The 18,674-nt window shown below is 41.6% G+C and carries 24 protein-coding genes; 23 read left to right on the forward strand and 1 reads right to left on the reverse strand.

From position 1 onward, the window contains the following. Window positions 1-48 precede the first annotated feature (48 nt). The 22 genes from QM409_RS05720 (at window position 49) to QM409_RS05825 (ending at window position 16,501) form a co-directional block, all read left to right on the forward strand. Complete coding sequence (locus tag QM409_RS05720; RefSeq protein ID WP_269793195.1) at window positions 49-561, forward strand: hypothetical protein; 513 nt, start codon at window positions 49-51, stop codon at window positions 559-561. Window positions 562-640: 79 nt separating this feature from the next. Continuing rightward, window positions 641-817, forward strand: a complete 177-nt coding sequence (gene rpsU / locus QM409_RS05725; protein ID WP_000048054.1) for a 30S ribosomal protein S21 — start codon at window positions 641-643, stop codon at window positions 815-817. A gap of 235 nt (window positions 818-1,052) precedes the next feature. Beyond that, the gene (gene hprK / locus QM409_RS05730; RefSeq protein WP_414305298.1) at window positions 1,053-1,988 is read left to right on the forward strand and encodes an HPr(Ser) kinase/phosphatase; all 936 of its coding nucleotides are present in this window, start codon (window positions 1,053-1,055) and stop codon (window positions 1,986-1,988) included. Beyond that, window positions 1,981-2,769 (forward strand): prolipoprotein diacylglyceryl transferase, encoded by a 789-nt coding sequence (lgt, locus tag QM409_RS05735; RefSeq protein WP_414305297.1) that lies wholly within the window; start codon window positions 1,981-1,983, stop codon window positions 2,767-2,769. The genes hprK and lgt overlap by 8 nt, the downstream gene beginning before the upstream one ends. After that, window positions 2,770-3,153, forward strand: a complete 384-nt coding sequence (locus QM409_RS05740) for a DUF948 domain-containing protein (protein ID WP_049551989.1) — start codon at window positions 2,770-2,772, stop codon at window positions 3,151-3,153. A 15-nt stretch (window positions 3,154-3,168) separates the two neighbouring features. Continuing rightward, window positions 3,169-3,558 (forward strand): YtxH domain-containing protein, encoded by a 390-nt coding sequence (locus QM409_RS05745; RefSeq protein ID WP_261015229.1) that lies wholly within the window; start codon window positions 3,169-3,171, stop codon window positions 3,556-3,558. A gap of 83 nt (window positions 3,559-3,641) precedes the next feature. Next, a complete protein-coding gene (hemW, locus tag QM409_RS05750; protein ID WP_414305296.1) occupies window positions 3,642-4,772 on the forward strand; it encodes a radical SAM family heme chaperone HemW in 1,131 nt (376 codons plus the stop codon). Between the two features lie 4 nt (window positions 4,773-4,776). Further along, complete coding sequence (locus tag QM409_RS05755) at window positions 4,777-5,514, forward strand: acyl-ACP thioesterase domain-containing protein (protein WP_414305295.1); 738 nt, start codon at window positions 4,777-4,779, stop codon at window positions 5,512-5,514. 10 nt (window positions 5,515-5,524) lie between these two features. Beyond that, a complete protein-coding gene (locus QM409_RS05760; RefSeq protein ID WP_084929734.1) occupies window positions 5,525-6,298 on the forward strand; it encodes a TIGR01457 family HAD-type hydrolase in 774 nt (257 codons plus the stop codon). Next, on the forward strand, window positions 6,288-6,905 hold the full coding sequence (locus QM409_RS05765) for a TIGR01906 family membrane protein (RefSeq protein ID WP_261030150.1): 618 nt from the start codon (window positions 6,288-6,290) through the stop codon (window positions 6,903-6,905). Before QM409_RS05760 ends, QM409_RS05765 begins: the two co-directional genes overlap by 11 nt. A 212-nt stretch (window positions 6,906-7,117) precedes the next feature. Further along, window positions 7,118-7,519 (forward strand): Spx/MgsR family RNA polymerase-binding regulatory protein, encoded by a 402-nt coding sequence (locus QM409_RS05770; protein WP_000631255.1) that lies wholly within the window; start codon window positions 7,118-7,120, stop codon window positions 7,517-7,519. Then, window positions 7,519-7,797 carry a UPF0223 family protein gene (locus tag QM409_RS05775; protein WP_261028935.1) on the forward strand — a complete coding sequence of 93 codons (279 nt, stop codon included), beginning with the start codon at window positions 7,519-7,521 and terminating at the stop codon, window positions 7,795-7,797. The genes QM409_RS05770 and QM409_RS05775 overlap by 1 nt, the downstream gene beginning before the upstream one ends. After that, window positions 7,787-8,560, forward strand: coding sequence for an inositol monophosphatase family protein (locus tag QM409_RS05780; protein ID WP_308525511.1), 774 nt, complete (start codon window positions 7,787-7,789; stop codon window positions 8,558-8,560). The genes QM409_RS05775 and QM409_RS05780 overlap by 11 nt, the downstream gene beginning before the upstream one ends. Further along, window positions 8,561-9,865 (forward strand): RsmF rRNA methyltransferase first C-terminal domain-containing protein, encoded by a 1,305-nt coding sequence (locus tag QM409_RS05785; RefSeq protein WP_414305294.1) that lies wholly within the window; start codon window positions 8,561-8,563, stop codon window positions 9,863-9,865. Window positions 9,866-10,086: 221 nt separating this feature from the next. Next, a complete protein-coding gene (locus QM409_RS05790; protein ID WP_125393046.1) occupies window positions 10,087-10,965 on the forward strand; it encodes a phosphate ABC transporter substrate-binding protein PstS family protein in 879 nt (292 codons plus the stop codon). Continuing rightward, window positions 10,965-11,882, forward strand: a complete 918-nt coding sequence (gene pstC / locus QM409_RS05795) for a phosphate ABC transporter permease subunit PstC (RefSeq protein ID WP_414305293.1) — start codon at window positions 10,965-10,967, stop codon at window positions 11,880-11,882. Before QM409_RS05790 ends, pstC begins: the two co-directional genes overlap by 1 nt. Continuing rightward, window positions 11,872-12,756, forward strand: coding sequence for a phosphate ABC transporter permease PstA (pstA, locus tag QM409_RS05800; RefSeq protein ID WP_000543046.1), 885 nt, complete (start codon window positions 11,872-11,874; stop codon window positions 12,754-12,756). The genes pstC and pstA overlap by 11 nt, the downstream gene beginning before the upstream one ends. A 10-nt stretch (window positions 12,757-12,766) precedes the next feature. After that, complete coding sequence (pstB, locus tag QM409_RS05805) at window positions 12,767-13,570, forward strand: phosphate ABC transporter ATP-binding protein PstB (RefSeq protein ID WP_000049848.1); 804 nt, start codon at window positions 12,767-12,769, stop codon at window positions 13,568-13,570. A gap of 12 nt (window positions 13,571-13,582) precedes the next feature. Continuing rightward, on the forward strand, window positions 13,583-14,341 hold the full coding sequence (gene pstB, locus QM409_RS05810) for a phosphate ABC transporter ATP-binding protein PstB (protein ID WP_000133484.1): 759 nt from the start codon (window positions 13,583-13,585) through the stop codon (window positions 14,339-14,341). An 11-nt stretch (window positions 14,342-14,352) separates the two neighbouring features. Next, complete coding sequence (gene phoU / locus QM409_RS05815) at window positions 14,353-15,006, forward strand: phosphate signaling complex protein PhoU (protein WP_000946460.1); 654 nt, start codon at window positions 14,353-14,355, stop codon at window positions 15,004-15,006. A gap of 91 nt (window positions 15,007-15,097) precedes the next feature. Further along, the gene (locus QM409_RS05820; RefSeq protein ID WP_001106783.1) at window positions 15,098-15,565 is read left to right on the forward strand and encodes an NUDIX hydrolase; all 468 of its coding nucleotides are present in this window, start codon (window positions 15,098-15,100) and stop codon (window positions 15,563-15,565) included. Window positions 15,566-15,685: 120 nt separating this feature from the next. Further along, a complete protein-coding gene (locus tag QM409_RS05825) occupies window positions 15,686-16,501 on the forward strand; it encodes an ABC transporter substrate-binding protein (RefSeq protein ID WP_414305292.1) in 816 nt (271 codons plus the stop codon). 20 nt (window positions 16,502-16,521) lie between these two features. Here the strand turns inward: QM409_RS05825 and QM409_RS05830 are convergent, their stop codons facing one another. Then, a complete protein-coding gene (locus QM409_RS05830; RefSeq protein ID WP_261011841.1) occupies window positions 16,522-17,793 on the reverse strand; it encodes a PLP-dependent aminotransferase family protein in 1,272 nt (423 codons plus the stop codon). Between the two features lie 141 nt (window positions 17,794-17,934). Here QM409_RS05830 and budA point away from each other — a divergent pair, with 141 nt between their 5' ends. Further along, window positions 17,935-18,666 carry an acetolactate decarboxylase gene (budA, locus tag QM409_RS05835; protein WP_261011842.1) on the forward strand — a complete coding sequence of 244 codons (732 nt, stop codon included), beginning with the start codon at window positions 17,935-17,937 and terminating at the stop codon, window positions 18,664-18,666. The last annotated feature ends 8 nt before the right edge of the window (window positions 18,667-18,674 follow it).

Here is an 18,674-nt window from a genome sequence, read left to right on the forward strand (position 1 = left end):
TAAGTGGTTTTAGACATATAAAACTTCAACATTACGTTAGGGGGGCACATGAATAGTAAAGAAGAATTTCTAAAAGTAAAAGAAGCGTATAAGAGCGCTAGAACGGAAGAAAGAAAAAGTATAATAGGATTCATTACAAAAAAGAAAGATAAGGAGGGGAATTCTCTTTTTACTAAGTCAAAAGATAAACCATATACCACAAGAAATCAATATTCAGGAGGCAGAGGAAATAACAAGTACACCTCGGGTAGTAGATTATCTAGGCCATATGATTTATCAAATCACATGTGGATTGATTTGTCATATAAAGGAAATGACATCTTAATCTCTTTACAGTCTTTTGATATTGATCCAAATAGTAAAGAACTTCACGTCTTATATGATAGAATAGGCATCTTATTTGAACAATCTAAAAAAATTCCAATTTTTAAAGATTGCTATACAATAACTAAAGTCAGTGATGCTTTTCTTAAAATGGAAACAACAAACTGGGAATTACCTTTATCTGAAGCAGATATGGAGGAGATGGTGAACTATATTATTAATCATTATGAAGAATAAAAAACTTAGTTTCCTCTTGACAATTATTCCTTTTACGTGTAAAATAGAATAGATCTTGAACTTGAAGGGAGTGAAAAAAATGTCTAAAACAGTAGTACGTAAGAATGAATCTCTTGACGACGCACTTCGTCGTTTCAAACGTGCGGTTACTAAAGCTGGTACTCTTCAAGAAACACGCAAACGTGAATTCTATGAAAAACCTTCTGTAAAACGTAAACGTAAATCAGAAGCAGCTCGTAAACGTAAAAAATTCTAATTAGAAATGAAAGGCTGGAGAAATCTAGTCTTTTTTCTTTTAATACTCTTCGAAAATCTCTTCAAACCACGTCAACGTCGCCTTGCCGTACTCAAGTACAGCCTGCGGCTAGTTTCCTAGTTTGCTCTTTGATTTTCATTGAGTATAAATAAATACTTCAAAGCCTGCAAAAATCTGAAACTTCTAAGGACAATTTGATATAATAGTAAAAAGAACTCGATTGAAGGAGGAAATGATGTCGGTTTTAGTAAAAGAAGTGATTGAAAAGCTTAGACTAGACATTGTCTATGGCGAACCAGAATTACTTGAAAAGGAAATTAATACAGCGGATATTATGCGACCTGGTCTTGAAATGACAGGCTATTTTGATTATTACACACCAGAGCGGATCCAGCTCTTGGGGATGAAGGAATGGTCCTATCTCGTTTCAATGTCCTCTCACAACCGTTACCAAGTCTTGAAAAAAATGTTTTTACCTGAGACACCTGCGGTCATTGTTGCCCGTGGTTTGGTGGTTCCAGAGGAAATGTTAAAGGCAGCTAGAGATTGTAAGATTGCCATTTTAACCAGCCGTACAGCTACTAGTCGTTTGTCTGGAGAGATATCTAGCTATCTGGATTCTCGTTTGGCGGAACGTACCAGTGTGCACGGGGTCTTGATGGATATCTATGGGATGGGTGTCTTGATTCAGGGCGATAGTGGCATCGGTAAGAGTGAGACAGGTCTAGAGCTTGTCAAACGTGGTCACCGCTTGGTGGCAGATGACCGGGTCGATATCTTTGCCAAGGATGAGATTACTTTGTGGGGTGAACCCGCTGAAATCTTGAAACACTTGATTGAAATTCGTGGGGTCGGAATTATCGATGTCATGAGTCTCTACGGTGCAAGTGCCGTTAAAGATTCTTCACAAGTCCAGTTGGCTGTTTACTTGGAAAATTACGATACGCACAAGACTTTTGATCGTCTTGGAAACAATGCTGAAGAATTAGAAATTGCTGGTGTATCTATTCCTCGTATCCGTATCCCAGTTAAAACAGGTCGTAATATTTCTGTCGTGATTGAGGCAGCTGCCATGAATTATCGTGCCAAGGAAATGGGCTTTGATGCGACACGTTTGTTCGAAGAACGCTTGACAAATCTCATTGCTCAAAACGAGGTGCCTAATGCTTGATCCAATTGCTATTCATCTAGGCCCTCTAGCCATTCGTTGGTATGCCTTGTGTATTGTTACAGGTTTGATTCTTGCGGTTTATTTGACCATGAAAGAAGCACCTAGAAAGAAGATCATACCAGACGATATTTTAGATTTCATCTTGATAGCCTTTCCCTTGGCTATTTTAGGAGCTCGTCTCTATTATGTTATTTTCCGTTTTGATTACTATAGTCAGAACTTGGGAGAAATTTTTGCCATTTGGAATGGTGGTTTGGCCATTTACGGTGGTTTGATTACAGGGGCTCTTGTCCTCTATATCTTTGCTGATCGTAAACTCATCAATACTTGGGATTTCTTAGATATTGCGGCACCTAGCGTCATGATTGCCCAAAGTCTGGGGCGCTGGGGCAATTTCTTTAACCAAGAAGCTTATGGTGCAGCAGTGGATAATCTGGATTATCTACCTGGCTTCATCCGTGACCAGATGTATATTGAGGGGAGCTACCGTCAACCGACCTTCCTTTATGAGTCTCTATGGAATCTTCTTGGATTTTCCTTGATTCTGATTTTTAGACGAAAATGGAAGAGCCTTAGACGAGGTCATATCACTGCCTTTTATCTGATTTGGTATGGTTTCGGTCGTATGGTCATCGAAGGCATGCGGACAGATAGTCTCATGTTCTTTGGCCTTCGAGTGTCTCAATGGCTTTCAGTTGTTCTTATCGGATTGGGTATTTTTATCATTCTATATCAAAATCGAAAGAAGGCCCCTTACTATATTTCAGAGGAGGAAAACTAAATGTTAGAAGTTGCATATATTCTTGTAGCCCTTGCTTTGATTGTCTTTTTAGTGTATCTAATCATTACTGTACAAAAGCTTGGACGTGTTATCGATGAAACAGAGAAGACGATTAAAACCTTAACTTCAGATGTGGATGTGACCTTGCATCATACCAATGAATTGCTGTCTAAGGTCAATGTCTTGGCAGATGATATCAATGTCAAGGTGGCAACGATTGATCCACTCTTTAGTGCAGTTGCAGATTTATCTCTATCTGTTTCAGACCTCAATGACCATGCGCGTGTCTTGAGCAAGAAAGCTTCATCAGCTGGTTCAAAAACCATTAAGACTGGTGCAAGTTTGTCAGCTCTTCGTCTTGCAAGTAAATTTTTCAAAAAATAAAAAAGGAGAATTCTTATGGGTAAACTATCCTCAATCCTTTTAGGAACCGTTTCAGGTGCAGCTCTTGCCTTGTTTTTAACAAGCGACAAGGGAAAACAAGTTTGCAGTCAGGCTCAAGATTTTCTAGATGATTTGAAAGAAGATCCTGAGTATGCCAAGGAGCAGGTCTGTGAAAAACTGACAGAAGTCAAGGAGCAGGCTACAGATTTTGTTCTTAAAACCAAAGAACAGGTTGAGTCAGGTGAAATCACTGTGGACAGTGTCCTTGCTCAAGCCAAATCATGTGCTCGTCAAGCGACAGAAGCATCAAAAGATCGATTCAATAATCTCAAGGAGCAATGGCAAGAAAAGGCCGAAACTCTTGATGAATCAGAAGAGATTGTTATTGACATAACAGAAGAATAAACCATCACCATCTCTGGACGGACTATGTATCTGGGGATGGTGATTTTTTTCTCGTAGCCTGTCTTTGTGGTATAATAAGTACTATGCAGAAAAAACCAACGTCAGCCTATGTGCACATCCCGTTTTGTACCCAGATTTGTTATTACTGTGACTTTTCCAAAGTTTTTATCAAGAATCAGCCGGTAGATAGTTATTTGGAACATCTGTTAGAAGAGTTTCAATCTTATGATATTCAAAAGTTAAGAACCCTCTATATTGGTGGTGGAACACCGACAGCTCTATCAGCTTCGCAACTAGAGGTGTTATTGAATGGCTTGACTAAAAACTTGGACTTGTCTGCCTTGGAAGAGTTGACCATTGAAGCCAATCCCGGCGACTTGGATGCGGATAAGATTGCGGTTTTGAAGAACTCGGCTGTCAATCGTGTTTCACTAGGTGTGCAGACCTTTGATGACAAGATGCTGAAAAAGATTGGGCGCAGTCATTTGGAGAAGGATATTTATGAAAATATCGACCGCCTGAAACTGGCTGGTTTTGATAATATCTCTATCGATTTGATTTATGCGCTGCCTGGTCAGACTATGGAGCAGGTCAAGGACAATGTGGCTAAGGCTATTGGGCTGGATATTCCTCATATGAGTTTGTATAGTTTGATTTTAGAAAATCATACGGTCTTTATGAACCGTATGCGACGAGGAAAATTGCCTCTACCTAAGGAGGAATTGGAGGCTGAGATGTTTGAGTACATCATCGCGGAGCTGGAGAAATCTGGTTTTGAGCATTATGAGATTTCCAATTTCTCAAAGCCTGGTTTTGAAAGTCGCCACAATCTCATGTACTGGGACAATGCTGAATACTATGGCATCGGTGCTGGGGCATCTGGTTATGTCAATGGAGTTCGCTATAAGAATCATGGTCCCATTCGTCATTATCTTAATGCGGTTGAAAAAGGCAATGCGCGCATCACAGAAGAGCACCTGAGTCAAAAGGAGCAAATGGAAGAAGAAATGTTCCTAGGTCTCCGCAAGAAATCAGGGGTTTCCATGGCGCGATTTGAGGAAAAATTTGGTCGGTCTTTTGATGGACTTTATGGAGAAATTGTCAGAGACTTGGTTCAACAAGGTCTCATGCAAATAGAGGGTGACCGCGTGCGCATGACAAAAAGAGGTCTCTTTTTGGGAGACACCGTAGCAGAACGATTTATTTTGGAGTAGGAAGATGGGCTTAACTTATCAAATGAAAATGAAAATTCCTTTTGATATGGCTGATATGAATGGTCATATTAAACTTCCAGATGTGATTTTACTGTCCCTGCAAGTTTCAGGGATGCAGTCGATTGAGTTGGGTGTTAGTGATAAGACTATTTTGGAAGAGCATAATCTGGTCTGGATTATCACAGATTATGATATTGAGGTGGTTCGTTTGCCTCGTTTTGCAGAAGAAATCACTATCGAAACGGAAGCTTTGAGCTACAATCGGCTCTTTTGCTACCGTCGCTTTACTATTTATGATGAAGAGGGACGGGAACTCATCCACATGATAGCGACCTTTGTTCTCATGGATCGAGACAGTCGAAAAGTCCATGCTGTTGAACCTGAGATTGTGGCTCCTTACCAGTCTGACTTTGATAAAAAGCTTATCCGCGGACCAAAGTATGAGTCTTTGGATGAACCATTCAGCAAGGATTACCATGTTCGTTTTTACGACTTGGATATGAATGGTCATGTCAATAACAGTAAATATCTGGACTGGATTTTTGAGGTCATGGGAGCTGATTTTTTGACCCAATATATTCCCAAGAAAATCAATCTCAAGTATGTCAAGGAAGTTCGACCAGGTGGGGTGATTACATCGGCTGTTGAACGGTCTGGACTGGAAAGTAAGCATGAAATTATAAGTAACGGGGCTACTAATGCCCAAGCTATCATCACTTGGCAAGAAATAAAAAAGGATTAGGGAGAAATAGATGAAATATAAAGGCTATTTAATTGATTTAGACGGAACGATTTATAAGGGGAAAGACCGAATCCCAGCAGGAGAGGCTTTTGTCCATGAATTGCAAAAGCGTGATATTCCCTATCTCTTTGTAACCAACAATACAACCCGCACTCCAGAGAGTGTTCAGGAGATGCTGGCTCAGAATTTTAATATCGATACGCCCCTATCGACTGTCTACACAGCGACCTTGGCAACTATCGACTATATGAACGACTTGGGACTGGAAAAGACGGTCTACGTCATCGGAGAAGCAGGGCTTAAGGAAGCCATCAAGGTGGCTGGTTATGTGGAAGACAAGGAAAATCCAGCCTATGTGGTAGTAGGACTGGACTGGCAAGTCGACTATGAAAAATTTGCCACAGCAACTCTTGCGATTCAAAAGGGAGCTCACTTTATTGGAACCAATCCTGATCTCAACATCCCGACAGAACGCGGTCTTTTGCCAGGTGCTGGTTCACTGATTACCCTGCTTGAAGTAGCAACACGAGTGAAGCCTGTTTATATCGGAAAACCAAATGCCATCATTATGGATAAGGCAGTTGAGCACTTAGGCTTGGAACGGGAAGAGTTGATTATGGTTGGGGACAATTACTTGACTGATATTCGAGCAGGGATTGACAATGGCATTCCAACGCTCTTGGTGACAACAGGTTTTACTAAGGCAGAAGAAGTAGCAGACCTGCCAATCGCACCGACTCATGTGGTTTCTAGCCTTGCGGAGTGGAACTTTGATGAAAACTAAACTGACCTTTTGGAGCTCTATGCTCTTTCTCCTCTCCCTCTCAATCCTTTTGACCATTTATTTGGCTTGGATTTTTTATCCTCTGGAAATTCAGTGGCTGAACTTAACGAATCGAGTTTATCTAAAATCAGAAACCATTCAATATAACTTTCATATCTTGATGGATTACCTGACCAATCCTTTTAGTCAGGTCTTAGAGATGCCAGATTTTCGTTCGTCAGCGGATGGTTTGCACCATTTTGCAGTGGTCAAGGACCTCTTTCACCTAGTTCAGCTGGTTGCTCTAGTGACTTTACCAAGTTTCTATGTCTTTGTCAAAGGGATTGTGAAAAAGGGCTTCTTGTCTTTATTTAGTAAAGGGCTTCTGGCTCTAGTGGTATTGCCTTTGCTGATTGGGCTTGGGGGAGTGTTGATTGGTTTTGACCAATTCTTTACTCTTTTCCATCAAATTCTCTTTGTGGGAGATGATACCTGGCTTTTTGATCCAGCCAAGGATCCAGTGATTCTGATTTTGCCAGAGACCTTCTTCCTCCATGCCTTCCTCCTCTTTTTTGCCCTCTATGAGAGCTTCTTTGGTTTTCTATATCTGAAAAGTCGTGGGAAATAATACTAAAGATGTTCTTATTTTGAGTAAATAAGTTAGGTATGTGATTCGAAACTATTGTCAAGAGTGAATTAACTAAATCTACCTTACCTCAATCGTTCGCAAACAGTCTATTTTTCTTGAAAAAATAGGCTTTTTTTTCTAAAAATCTCTAGTCAAGCGCTTTATTTTTTTGTATAATAGAATTAGCAAAGTATAGATAAGAAGAGAAAAGCATGATTACACTATTTCTATCACCGAGCTGTACTTCATGTCGTAAGGCTAAGGCCTGGTTAGAAAAACATAAGGTGCCCTTTGAGGAGCACAATATTATGACCAGTCCCTTAACAAGAAAGGAATTGCAACACATCCTTTCCTTGACCGAAAATGGTACTGATGACATCATTTCAACTCGTTCAAAAATTTTTCAAAAATTGAATATTGATGTAGAGAGTATTTCGGTATCGGAATTGCTTCATTTGATTGAGCAGTATCCTAGTCTTTTGCGTCGTCCAATTATTATCGATGCCAAACGCATGCAAATCGGTTTTAATGAAGATGAGATTCGTGCTTTTCTCCCTCGTAGTTACCGTAAGCAAGAACTAAAAGAAGCAAGAATGAGAGCCGGTATTAGTTAATGAACAAACAGTATAGTTACCCACTAGATTTGTCGTGGAGCACTGAAGAACTTGCTTCAGTGCTTTCTTTTTTTAATGATGTTGAAGCTGCCTATGAGGGCAAGGTAGAGGCTAAAAAGTTACTGGACTCCTATAAGGGATTCAAAGCGGTCGTGCCAAGCAAGAGCGAAGAAAAACGTTTGGGACGAGAATTTGAAACGGTTAGTGGCTATTCGATTTACCGAGCTGTTCAGGCTGCTAAGGAAAAAGGGGAAGGAAATATTTCTCTTGGAAAGTAAATTTGAATTTGCCAAAGAGCTTGTTAAGAGAGCGGGCCAGTACATCCTTGACCATATGCAGGAAGACTTGCGTGTTGAAACCAAGTCCTCTCCAACAGATTTGGTGACCAAACTGGACAAGGAAGTTCAGGAACTCTTGGTTGGTGAGATTTTGTCCCGTTATCCTGAGGATAAGATTTGCGCTGAAGAAGGTTGTCTGAGAGCTTCGGTTCAAGAGGGCAAGGTTTGGGTCATTGATCCCATTGATGGTACCAATAACTTTGTAGCCCAGCAGGAAGATTTTGCTGTCATGATGGCTTATTTTGAAAATGGTCAAGGTCAGTTTGGTCTCATTTATGATGTGATCAAAGGGGATTGTTATCACGGTGGTGGTAAGTTTCCAGTTTGTCTAAATGATAGGCCTCTAGCTCCCTTTCAAGCAAAACCACTTGGAGATTTTCTCATTGCAGGGAATAGTGGTATGTTGGAAACCAACGAATGGGGGCTGGCTGATTTGGGTCGAGCGGTCCTCGGTGTTCGTGTCTATGGGAGTGCGGCCATTAGTTTTGTAAAGATTTTGTCAGGGCGTTTGTTGACCTATGTTACCTATCTGCAACCATGGGATTATGCTGCGGCTAGTATTTTAGGGGAAAGTCTGGGCTATCGGGTTGTGACCCTATCTGGTGAAGCTCCTGATTTTCAAACCAGACAACCGGTCATGATGCTACCTCTTAAGATGCAGGAGGAAATTCAGTCCTATATTTACGAAAGGAAAAGAACTTAAATGAAATTTCCAGAAGGATTTGTTGAAAAATATGAAGAGATACTAGGAGATGAGGCAAGAGATTTTCTTGCCTCTTTTGAGGAGGAAGCGGTTTCGGCCTTTCGGGTCAATCCTTTAAAAGAAGCGCCAGTTTCTTTTCCTGATGCCATTCCTCAAACTCCTTGGGGACATTATGGGAAGGTTTCAGGGAAATCACCTGAGCATGCTACTGGTTTGGTTTATTCGCAAGAACCCGCTGCCCAGATGGTTGCTCAGGTAGCCCAGCCCAGTCCTGGTATGAAGGTCTTGGATTTGGCTGCTGCACCGGGTGGAAAATCCACTCAACTAGCAGCCTATCTAGCAGGGGAGGGGATACTTGTTTCCAATGAAATTTCAAGCAAACGGGCTAAGATTTTAGTTGAAAACATGGAGCGCTTTGGAGCGACAAATGTCGTGGTAACCAATGAATCTGCTGACCGCTTGGCCAAGGTTTTTAAGGGCTATTTTGACCTAATCGTTCTTGATGCCCCTTGCTCTGGTGAAGGAATGTTCCGTAAGCAACCAGATGCTATGGATTATTGGAGCTTAGATTATCCAAGTCAATGTGCTAGCTTGCAAAGAGAAATTCTGGAGGATGCAGTGACCATGCTAGCTGAAGGTGGTCGCTTGGTTTATTCAACCTGTACCTGGGCCCCCGAGGAAAACGAAGAGATTGTCAATTGGCTACTGGAGGAGTATGATTTTGATTTGTTACCAGTAGAGCATATCAATGGAATGGTAGCTGGTATTGACCTGCCAGAAACGGCTCGGATGTATCCTCATCATTTTAAGGGAGAGGGGCAGTTTGTCGCTCATTTACAATTTAAAGGTGACAATTCAGCTCCTAAATGTAAGGCAAGTAAGAGCAATCTCAGCCGAGAACAAGTTACTTTGTGGCAGGAATTTGCCCAAAAACACTTGAAAATCAATCTAAGGGGAATCTTGCAGACTTTTGGTGACCAACTTTATCTCTTGCCAGAATTCTTGCCAGATTTAGGGAAGCTCAAGATTGCTCGCAATGGACTGAATTTGGGTACTTTTAAGAAGAAACGTTTTGAGCCTAGTTTTGCTCTTGGTCTAGCCTTGAAACCGAGTCAGGTCAAGCAGTCGGTTGAAATTGATCAAGAGGAATTTGTAAAGTATGTGGCTGGAGAAACCGTTCAGCTGGCGGAAAGTCTGCCAAATGGTTGGTACCAAGTTTTGGTTCAAGGAAATGGTTTGGGCTTTGGAAAGGTGACTGGAAATGTTTTGAAAAACTATTTTCCAAAAGGTCTCAGATTCAAGTGAAAATGCTAGTCAAAGTAGCTTGTCTATGTTATAGTGGAAGTATGGATTTTTTTCAAATTGTCTTTCATTTTAAGTCAAAATTGGTGGAGACGGCAACTGAGCAAATTTCTAGTAAAATTAAGCTATCAACTTCAGTTTGCTCTCAATTTTAAAAAAGAAAAACATAAATAAATAGTTGAAAAAATTCACAGCATTCACCATTATTTTCAAGGAGAAAAACAGTGAAAAAAAGGAAAAAACTCGCTCTATCCCTTGCGGCTCTTTTGCTAGCAGGTTCTTTGGCGGGATGTGCTAGCTGGATTGATCGTGGGGAATCCATGACAGCTGTTGGCTCAACGGCTCTTCAGCCTTTGGTCGAAGCAGCAGCAGATGAATTTGGCTCTATGCACGTTGGAAAAACAGTCAACGTCCAAGGTGGAGGATCTGGTACAGGTTTGTCTCAGGTTCAGTCTGGAGCCGTTGATGTAGGAAATTCAGACGTATTTGCCGAGGAAAAAGACGGTATCAACGCATCCGCTCTAGTGGACCATAAGGTTGCTGTAGCGGGCTTGGCAGTCATTGTAAACAAGGAAGTTGATGTTGAAAATCTGACAACTGAACAACTCCGTAGCATCTTCACAGGTCAAGTGACCAACTGGAAAGAAGTCGGTGGGAAAGACCTAGCCATTTCCATTATCAATCGTGCGGCAAGTTCGGGTTCACGTGCAACCTTTGATAGTGTTATCATGGATGGTCAATCTGCCGTGCAGAGTCAAGAACAGGATTCAAATGGGATGGTTAAAAACATTGTTTCCCAGACACCAGGAGCCATTTCTTATCTAGCCTTTGCCTATGTGGATGACTCAGTGAAACGTATGAAGTTGAATGGCTATGAGCCGATTGCAGAAAATGTTACAAGCAATAACTGGCCTTTGTGGTCTTATGAACACATGTACACCCTAGGTCAGCCAAACGAATTGGTGGCAGAATTCCTCAACTTTGTCCTCTCTGATGAAGCGCAAAGCGGAATCGTTAAGGGGATGGGCTATATTTCTGTTAAGGAAATGAAGGTTGAAAAAGATGCTGTAGGAACGGTGACAGCACTAGAAGGGAGTCAATAATGAATCAAGAAGAATTAGCTAAAAAATTACTTTCTCCCTCAAAGAACTATCGTCTAGAGAAATTAGGAAAAGGCTTGACCTTTGCCTGCCTGTCTTTGATTGTCATCATTGTGGCCATGATTTTGATTTTCGTAGCCCAAAAAGGCTTGTCGACCTTCTTTGTCAATGGGGTCAACATCTTTGATTTTCTCTTTGGACAAACTTGGAATCCTTCAGGTAAACAATTTGGTGCCCTTCCCATGATTTTGGGTTCCTTTATTGTCACAATCCTATCAGCCCTTATCGCAACTCCTTTTGCCATTGGTGCAGCTGTCTTTATGACCGAGGTCTCACCAAAAGGTGCTAGAATCTTGCAACCAGCCATTGAATTGCTAGTCGGGATTCCTTCAGTCGTCTATGGATTTATTGGTTTGCAGGTCGTAGTTCCTTTTGTCCGTAGTGTCTTTGGTGGAACTGGTTTTGGGATCTTGTCAGGGATTTTCGTTCTCTTTGTCATGATTTTACCGACGGTAACCTTTATGACAACCGATAGTTTGCGTGCGGTGCCTCGTCACTACCGTGAAGCTAGTTTGGCTATGGGAGCCACTCGCTGGCAAACCATCTGGCGCGTGACCTTGAAGGCGGCGCGTTCAGGGATTTTTACTGCGGTGGTCTTTGGGATGGCGCGTGCCTTTGGTGAAGCTCTAGCCATTCAGATGGTGGTCGGAAACTCAGCCGTAGTCCCAACTTCACTAACAACACCTGCTGCGACCTTGACCTCTGTTTTGACCATGGGTATCGGAAATACTGTTATGGGAACCGTTGACAATAACGTTCTCTGGTCACTGGCCTTAGTCTTGCTTTTGATGAGTTTGGCCTTCAACAGTGTGATTAAATTGATTACGAAAGAAAGAGGAAAGAAAAACTATGCACGCTAAGAAATTAGATAAAATTGCAACAGCTGTCCTCTACTCAATTGCAGGAATTATCGTTGCCATCTTGGCATCCTTGATTCTTTATATCTTGGTTCGTGGTTTGCCCCACATCTCTTGGTCTTTCTTGACTGGCAAATCATCTTCTTACCAAGCAGGCGGAGGGATTGGAATTCAGCTCTATAATTCCTTCTTCCTTTTGGTTATTACCTTGATTATCTCTGTTCCCTTGTCTATGGGGGCTGGGATTTTCCTAGCTGAATATGCTAAAAAAGGTCCTGTGACCAATTTTGTCAGAACCTGTATTGAAATCTTGTCTTCACTGCCATCAGTGGTTGTGGGTCTCTTTGGTTACTTGATCTTTGTAGTTCAGTTTGAGTATGGATTTTCAATTATTTCAGGTGCCTTGGCCTTGACAGTCTTTAACTTGCCTCAGATGACTCGAAATGTTGAGGACAGCTTGAAACACGTTCACCATACGCAACGTGAGGCTGGTTTGGCCCTTGGGATTTCTCGTTGGGAGACAGTGGTCCATGTGGTCATTCCAGAAGCTCTTCCAGGTATTGTGACTGGGGTCGTCTTAGCTTCTGGTCGTATTTTTGGTGAGGCGGCTGCTTTGATCTATACTGCAGGACAATCCGCTCCAGCTCTTGACTGGTCTAACTGGAATATTCTCAGTGTAACTAGCCCAATCTCTATCTTCCGTCAAGCAGAAACCTTGGCTGTCCACATCTGGAAAGTCAATAGTGAAGGAACCATTCCTGATGGCACAATCGTATCAGCAGGTTCTGCAGCTGTGCTCCTCATCTTTATCCTCATTTTTAACTTTGGAGCCCGCAAACTCGGAAGCTACCTACATAAGAAATTAACCGCTGCCTAAAGGAGAAGCCATGTCAAAATATAATTGGGATGAAAAGCATATCATCACCTTTCCTGAAGAGAAAGTGGCCCTCTCTACTAAGGATTTACATGTTTACTACGGTAAAAATGAATCCATCAAGGGCATCGATATGCAATTTGAAAAAAATAAAATTACGGCCTTAATTGGCCCTTCTGGTTCAGGAAAATCAACCTACCTCCGCAGTCTCAATCGCATGAATGATACCATTGATATTGCTAAGGTAACAGGTCAAATTCTCTATCAAGGGATTGATGTCAACCGTCCAGAAATCAACGTTTATGAAATGCGTAAACACATCGGGATGGTCTTCCAACGACCAAATCCCTTTGCCAAGTCTATCTACCGTAACATCACTTTTGCCCATGAACGTGCAGGAGTTAAGGACAAGCAAGTCTTGGATGAAATTGTGGAAACCTCTCTCCGTCAGGCTGCCCTTTGGGACCAGGTCAAGGACGATTTGCACAAGTCGGCCTTGACACTATCAGGTGGTCAGCAGCAACGTCTCTGTATCGCTCGTGCTATCTCTGTTAAACCAGATATCCTTTTGATGGATGAACCGGCATCAGCCTTGGATCCGATTGCGACAGCCCAGCTGGAAGAAACCATGTTGGAATTGAAGAAGGACTTTACCATCATCATCGTGACCCACAGTATGCAGCAGGCTGCGCGTGCTAGTGACTACACAGGATTTTTCTACTTGGGTGACTTGATCGAGTACGATAAGACCTCTAATATTTTCCAAAATGCCAAACTACAGTCAACCAATGACTACGTAACAGGACACTTTGGATAGAAAGGAAACAGTATGACAGAAGCGATTTTACAGGTGTCAGACCTGTCCGTTTACTACAATCAAAAAAAGGCCTTGAATAGTGTTTCCCTATCTTTCCAACCCAAGGAAATTACAGCCTTGATCGGTCCATCTGGATCAGGGAAATCAACCCTCCTAAAGGCTATCAACCGCATGGGGGATCTTAATCCAGAGGTAACCACAACTGGTTCAGTGGTTTATAACGGCCACAACATTTACAGCCCGCGTACAGATACAGTTGAATTGCGGAAGGAAATCGGTATGGTCTTTCAACAACCGAACCCTTTCCCTATGTCTATCTACGAAAATGTTGTTTACGGGCTTCGTATCAATGGAGTTAAGGATAAGCAGGTTCTGGATGAAGCAGTAGAAAAAGCCTTGCAACGAGCTTCTATCTGGGATGAGGTCAAGGATCGCCTGCATGATTCAGCTATCGGGCTTTCAGGTGGACAACAACAACGTGTCTGTGTTGCTCGTGTCTTGGCAACCAGTCCTAAAATCATTCTCTTGGATGAACCGACTTCAGCTCTGGACCCTATCTCGGCTGGTAAGATTGAGGAAACCTTGTATGGTTTAAAAGATAAATACACCATGCTCTTGGTTACGCGTTCCATGCAACAAGCCTCTCGTATTTCTGACAAGACAGGATTTTTCCTAGATGGAGATCTGATCGAGTTTAACGATACCAAGAAGATGTTCCTCAACCCACAACACAAGGAAACAGAAGATTATATTTCAGGAAAATTTGGATAAGGAGATAAATGATGTTACGTTCTCAATTTGAGGAAGATTTAGAGAAATTGCACAACCAGTTCTATGCTATGGGACAAGAAGTGCTATCCCAAATCAATCGGACAGTGCGTGCCTTTGTTACGCATGACCGTGATTTGGCCAAAGAAGTCATCGAAGACGATGCAGAAGTGAACGAATACGAAGTGAAATTGGAGAAGAAATCATTTGAAATGATTGCCCTTCAACAACCGGTTTCTCAAGACTTGCGTACTGTTTTGACAGTCTTGAAGGCTGTATCTGACTTGGAACGTATGGGTGACCATGCCGTTTCCATTGCAAGAGCAGCCATTCGTATGAAGGGGGAGCAACGTATCCCAGCTGTTGAAGAAGAAATCAAGAGAATGGGTCGCGATGTCAAGAACTTCGTTGAAGCAGCCCTAGAACTCTATCTGAATGGTTCAGTAGACCAGGCCTATGAAGTAGCAGCAATGGATGAAAAAATCAACCATTACTTTGATAGTATTCGTGACTTGGCTACAGAAGAAATCAAAAAAAATCCTGATGCCATTGTTACAGGTCGTGATTACTTCCAAGTGATTGCCTTCTTGGAACGTATTGGAGACTATGCCAAAAATATCTGTGAATGGGTTGTTTACTTTGAAACAGGTAAGATTGTCGAACTATAAAGTATTCAAAGGATAAAATTATTGTGAAAGCTTACTTTTTAATACAGTAAGCTTTCATTGTATAGATAGTTTACTTTGTCAGAGGTGAATAATGAACTACATACAGAATATCAGAAAAAAAGTTGGAAAAGATAAAATTATTTTAAATTTTACCTGTGGAATATTAAGTCAATCAGGAAAAATTTTATTACAAAAACGAGCAGATAAAGGAACGTGGGGATTACCAGGTGGTGCTCTTGAATTAGGAGAATCGGCTTTAGAAGCTTTAGTGCGAGAGTTTTATGAAGAAACAGGAGTCGAAGTGAGGGTGGAAAAACTCTTAAATGTTTATACAAAATATTCAGACAGTTATCCGAATGGTGATGAGGCTCAAGTTCTTACAATCTTGTATTTAGTTTCATCTGAAACTTCTATCTCTACAAATTTTTTTACAAGTGATGAAACTTTAGAATTAGGATTTTTTGATCATAGTGACATACAAAATATTGCAATTGTAAACCAGCAGCATCAAGATATGATAAATGATTTTTTTGAAAATAAGTTCCCAATAGATAGATAAACTAACCACTGTATTTCTATTTTTTAGTAAATATATTTTATGAAAATGTAAGAAAAATACTTGACAAGCAACTTGGATAGCGTTATAATTATACAAAATTAACAGAGAGGTTGTTTATTTATGAAATCAAAAAAATGGATATTTGTTTTATGTAGTTTTCTTGCAAGTTTCTTCTTAGTAGCTTGTCAGTCGGGTTCTAATGAGTCTCAGTCAGCTGTTGAGGCCATTAAGCAAAAGGGGAAATTAGTTGTGGCGACTAGTCCTGACTATGCACCTTTTGAATTTCAGTCTTTAGTTGACGGGAAAAATCAGGTAGTCGGTGCGGATATTGACATGGCCCAAGCTATCGCAGATGAACTTGGGGTGAAGTTGGAAATTTCAAGCATGAGTTTTGACAATGTCTTGACCAGTCTTCAAACTGGGAAGGCTGACCTAGCGGTTGCAGGAATTAGCGCTACTGATGAGAGAAAAGAAGTCTTTGATTTTTCAATCCCTTACTATGAAAACAAGATTAGTTTCTTGGTTCGTAAGTCTGATGTAGAAAAATACAAGGATTTAACTAGCCTTGAAAGTGCTAATATTGCAGCCCAAAAAGGGACTGTTCCAGAGTCTATGGTCAAGGAACAATTGCCAAAAGCTCAGCTGACTTCTCTAACTAATATGGGTGAAGCTGTTAATGAATTACAGGCTGGAAAAGTAGATGCTGTTCACATGGATGAGCCTGTTGCCCTTAGCTATGCCGCTAAAAATGCAGACCTAGCTGTCGCAACTGTCAGCTTGAAGATGAAGGACGGCGAAGCTAATGCAGTTGCCCTTAGAAAAAATAGTGCTGATTTGAAAGAAGTGGTGGACAAGGTCATCCAAAAACTCAAGGATGACGGTACCTACCAAAAATATCTTGAAAAAGCGGCAACCTTAACAGAAGTTGAACAATAAGAAAAAAGCAGAGTTGGAAGTCATTCCAATTCTGCTTTTAAATAGTTTAAAACCTTTTCCAGATTGTCTAAGGACACCTTGGCAAATTGATAAGGGCAGGCATCCAAGTAAGCCTCTTCAAAGAAGTCTAAGCCCAGTTGGCTGTGTTTGAGACTAGCGATTTTAGAATACTGTCTCAGGTCTAGTAATAAACCATCGTGTAGGGGAAAATGAGGAAGGGGACAAGGAGTGTTAGCTAGTCTTTCCTCGATTTGTTTTTGGTAAGCTTCCTGATTGGATAAGCGAGCTAGCCGATTTTTCTCAAATAATTGACTGTCAATATAGAGTGACAGGGCCTTTTGCATAATGAGGTTGCTATCGTAGTCTAGGATATTTTTGTAGACCACAAATGCTTCCTTGATAGTATTTGGAAGGATGAGTGCTGTTATCCGCAGGGCTGGAAAGAGGCTGGTTGAGAAGGACTTGATATAAATGACGCGCTCCTCTGTATCTAGATAGTGGAAGGTCTGGCCCTTTTTAGAGTCCAAATCCCCCAGATAGTCGTCCTCTACGATATAGACTCCATACTTGGCAGCTAAGTCAAGAATAGCCCGTTTGTCCTGCTCTGAATAGGAATGCCCCAGAGGATAGTGAAAACGAGGAATGGTATAGAAAAATTTAATTTTACCTGTTTTGAAGTGGCCTTCCAGTTCTTCCAAGTCAATCCCATCAATGCCTCGTTCGATCGTTTGATAGTCCAGACCCTGAGCAATCAAGAGGCGATTCATTCGATGGTAGGTCGGCTGTTCCACCAAGATTTCCTTAGCTTGGCTAGGAAAGGAAATTTGAGAGAGGATAAAAAGGGCTTGTTGGGTTCCAGAAGTCAGTACAAGTTGATCAGCTTTGCAGTAGAGAGCTTGGTCAAAGAGGAGTTTATGAATTGATTGTCTTAAGTCTTCTAAACCTTCTTGGTTGTCATAGTAGTTAAAAAGGTAGTTTTCTCGGCCAATCAAGGTTTCATTGACACAGAGTCGGAAATCGTCATAGGCACTGGCGTGTTCATCGGGAACCTCGATTTCTAGATCCTGGTGTTGCCCTTGTTCTAGGACATAGTAGCCACTCTGGGGCTTGGCATAGAGGTATTGTTCGTGCCGTAATTCCAGTAGGGCGCGTTGAATAGTGTCCTTGCTACAGTGGAAGTCAAGGCTCAGTTGACGGATAGAAGGCAGGCGACTTCCCGTTGGAAAGCGTCCAGACTCGATACCATTTTTCAGATAGGAAATAACCTCTTGGTACTTGCTTTGTTTCTTCATTCCAGACCTCCCTTGATTTTGTTACATTGTACCCTTTTTTTTCCTTCTTGGCAATGTATAGAGTGTTTCTCTCGTTCACATATAAAGCTAAATGTGGTATACTTAGGAGTAACATTTATAGAATAACAGACAAGAAAGTGAATGGATAAGAACGTGCAGGAACCAGTGAAATTATTTCAATACAATACCCTAGGAGCCTTGATGGCCGGCCTCTATGGTGGTACTATGACAGTAGGAGAATTGCTAGAGCATGGTGACCTTGGTTTGGGAACCTTGGACTCTATTGATGGGGAATTGATTGTCTTGGATGGCAAGGCTTATCAGGCCAAAGGATCAGGAGACCAACCAGAGATTGTGGAAGTGTCACCAGATGCCCTTATTCCTTATGCAGCAGTAGTACCGCATCAGGCAGAGGTCATTTTCCGCCAGCGCTTTGAGATGACAGATAAGGAATTGGAAGAGCGAATCGAGTCTTATTATGATGGGGAAAATCTTTTCCGCTCTATCAAGATTCGTGGGGAATTTTCACATATGCATGTGCGCATGATTCCCAAGTCGACACCAGATACCAAGTTTGCTGATGTCGCAACCCATCAACCTGAATATAGTCGCGACAATGTGGCAGGGAACATCGTTGGTTTCTGGACGCCAGAGATTTTTCATGGGGTCAGTGTGGCAGGCTATCATCTACACTTTATATCAGATGACTTGACCTTCGGTGGGCATGTTATGGACTTTGTCATCAAGGAAGGCATTATCGAGGTGGGAGCTGTTGATCAGTTGGACCAACGTTTCCCAGTCCAAGATCGTCAATACTTGTTTGCTAAGTTCAATGTTGACGAGATGAAAAAAGATATTGAAAAGGCGGAATAGGAGAAGAA

Source organism: Streptococcus mitis, from assembly GCF_047465045.1.
In the GTDB taxonomy this organism is placed as follows: domain Bacteria; phylum Bacillota; class Bacilli; order Lactobacillales; family Streptococcaceae; genus Streptococcus; species Streptococcus mitis_DT.

Excerpts from the sequence above, each read along its gene's own strand:
- pstB (WP_000133484.1), top strand. The coding sequence starts at position 13,583 with ATGACAGAAGCGATTTTACAGGTGTCAGACCTGTCCGTTTACTACAAT.
- pstC (WP_414305293.1), top strand. The coding sequence starts at position 10,965 with ATGAATCAAGAAGAATTAGCTAAAAAATTACTTTCTCCCTCAAAGAAC.
- QM409_RS05775 (WP_261028935.1), top strand. The coding sequence starts at position 7,519 with ATGAACAAACAGTATAGTTACCCACTAGATTTGTCGTGGAGCACTGAA.
- lgt (WP_414305297.1), top strand. The coding sequence starts at position 1,981 with ATGCTTGATCCAATTGCTATTCATCTAGGCCCTCTAGCCATTCGTTGG.
- pstA (WP_000543046.1), top strand. The coding sequence starts at position 11,872 with ATGCACGCTAAGAAATTAGATAAAATTGCAACAGCTGTCCTCTACTCA.
- hemW (WP_414305296.1), top strand. The coding sequence starts at position 3,642 with ATGCAGAAAAAACCAACGTCAGCCTATGTGCACATCCCGTTTTGTACC.
- QM409_RS05745 (WP_261015229.1), top strand. The coding sequence starts at position 3,169 with ATGGGTAAACTATCCTCAATCCTTTTAGGAACCGTTTCAGGTGCAGCT.
- QM409_RS05765 (WP_261030150.1), top strand. The coding sequence starts at position 6,288 with ATGAAAACTAAACTGACCTTTTGGAGCTCTATGCTCTTTCTCCTCTCC.
- budA (WP_261011842.1), top strand. The coding sequence starts at position 17,935 with ATGGATAAGAACGTGCAGGAACCAGTGAAATTATTTCAATACAATACC.
- QM409_RS05755 (WP_414305295.1), top strand. The coding sequence starts at position 4,777 with ATGGGCTTAACTTATCAAATGAAAATGAAAATTCCTTTTGATATGGCT.
- QM409_RS05820 (WP_001106783.1), top strand. The coding sequence starts at position 15,098 with ATGAACTACATACAGAATATCAGAAAAAAAGTTGGAAAAGATAAAATT.
- pstB (WP_000049848.1), top strand. The coding sequence starts at position 12,767 with ATGTCAAAATATAATTGGGATGAAAAGCATATCATCACCTTTCCTGAA.
- QM409_RS05740 (WP_049551989.1), top strand. The coding sequence starts at position 2,770 with ATGTTAGAAGTTGCATATATTCTTGTAGCCCTTGCTTTGATTGTCTTT.
- phoU (WP_000946460.1), top strand. The coding sequence starts at position 14,353 with ATGTTACGTTCTCAATTTGAGGAAGATTTAGAGAAATTGCACAACCAG.
- QM409_RS05825 (WP_414305292.1), top strand. The coding sequence starts at position 15,686 with ATGAAATCAAAAAAATGGATATTTGTTTTATGTAGTTTTCTTGCAAGT.
- QM409_RS05760 (WP_084929734.1), top strand. The coding sequence starts at position 5,525 with ATGAAATATAAAGGCTATTTAATTGATTTAGACGGAACGATTTATAAG.
- QM409_RS05785 (WP_414305294.1), top strand. The coding sequence starts at position 8,561 with ATGAAATTTCCAGAAGGATTTGTTGAAAAATATGAAGAGATACTAGGA.
- QM409_RS05720 (WP_269793195.1), top strand. The coding sequence starts at position 49 with ATGAATAGTAAAGAAGAATTTCTAAAAGTAAAAGAAGCGTATAAGAGC.
- hprK (WP_414305298.1), top strand. The coding sequence starts at position 1,053 with ATGTCGGTTTTAGTAAAAGAAGTGATTGAAAAGCTTAGACTAGACATT.
- QM409_RS05770 (WP_000631255.1), top strand. The coding sequence starts at position 7,118 with ATGATTACACTATTTCTATCACCGAGCTGTACTTCATGTCGTAAGGCT.
- rpsU (WP_000048054.1), top strand. The coding sequence starts at position 641 with ATGTCTAAAACAGTAGTACGTAAGAATGAATCTCTTGACGACGCACTT.
- QM409_RS05830 (WP_261011841.1), bottom strand. The coding sequence starts at position 17,793 with ATGAAGAAACAAAGCAAGTACCAAGAGGTTATTTCCTATCTGAAAAAT.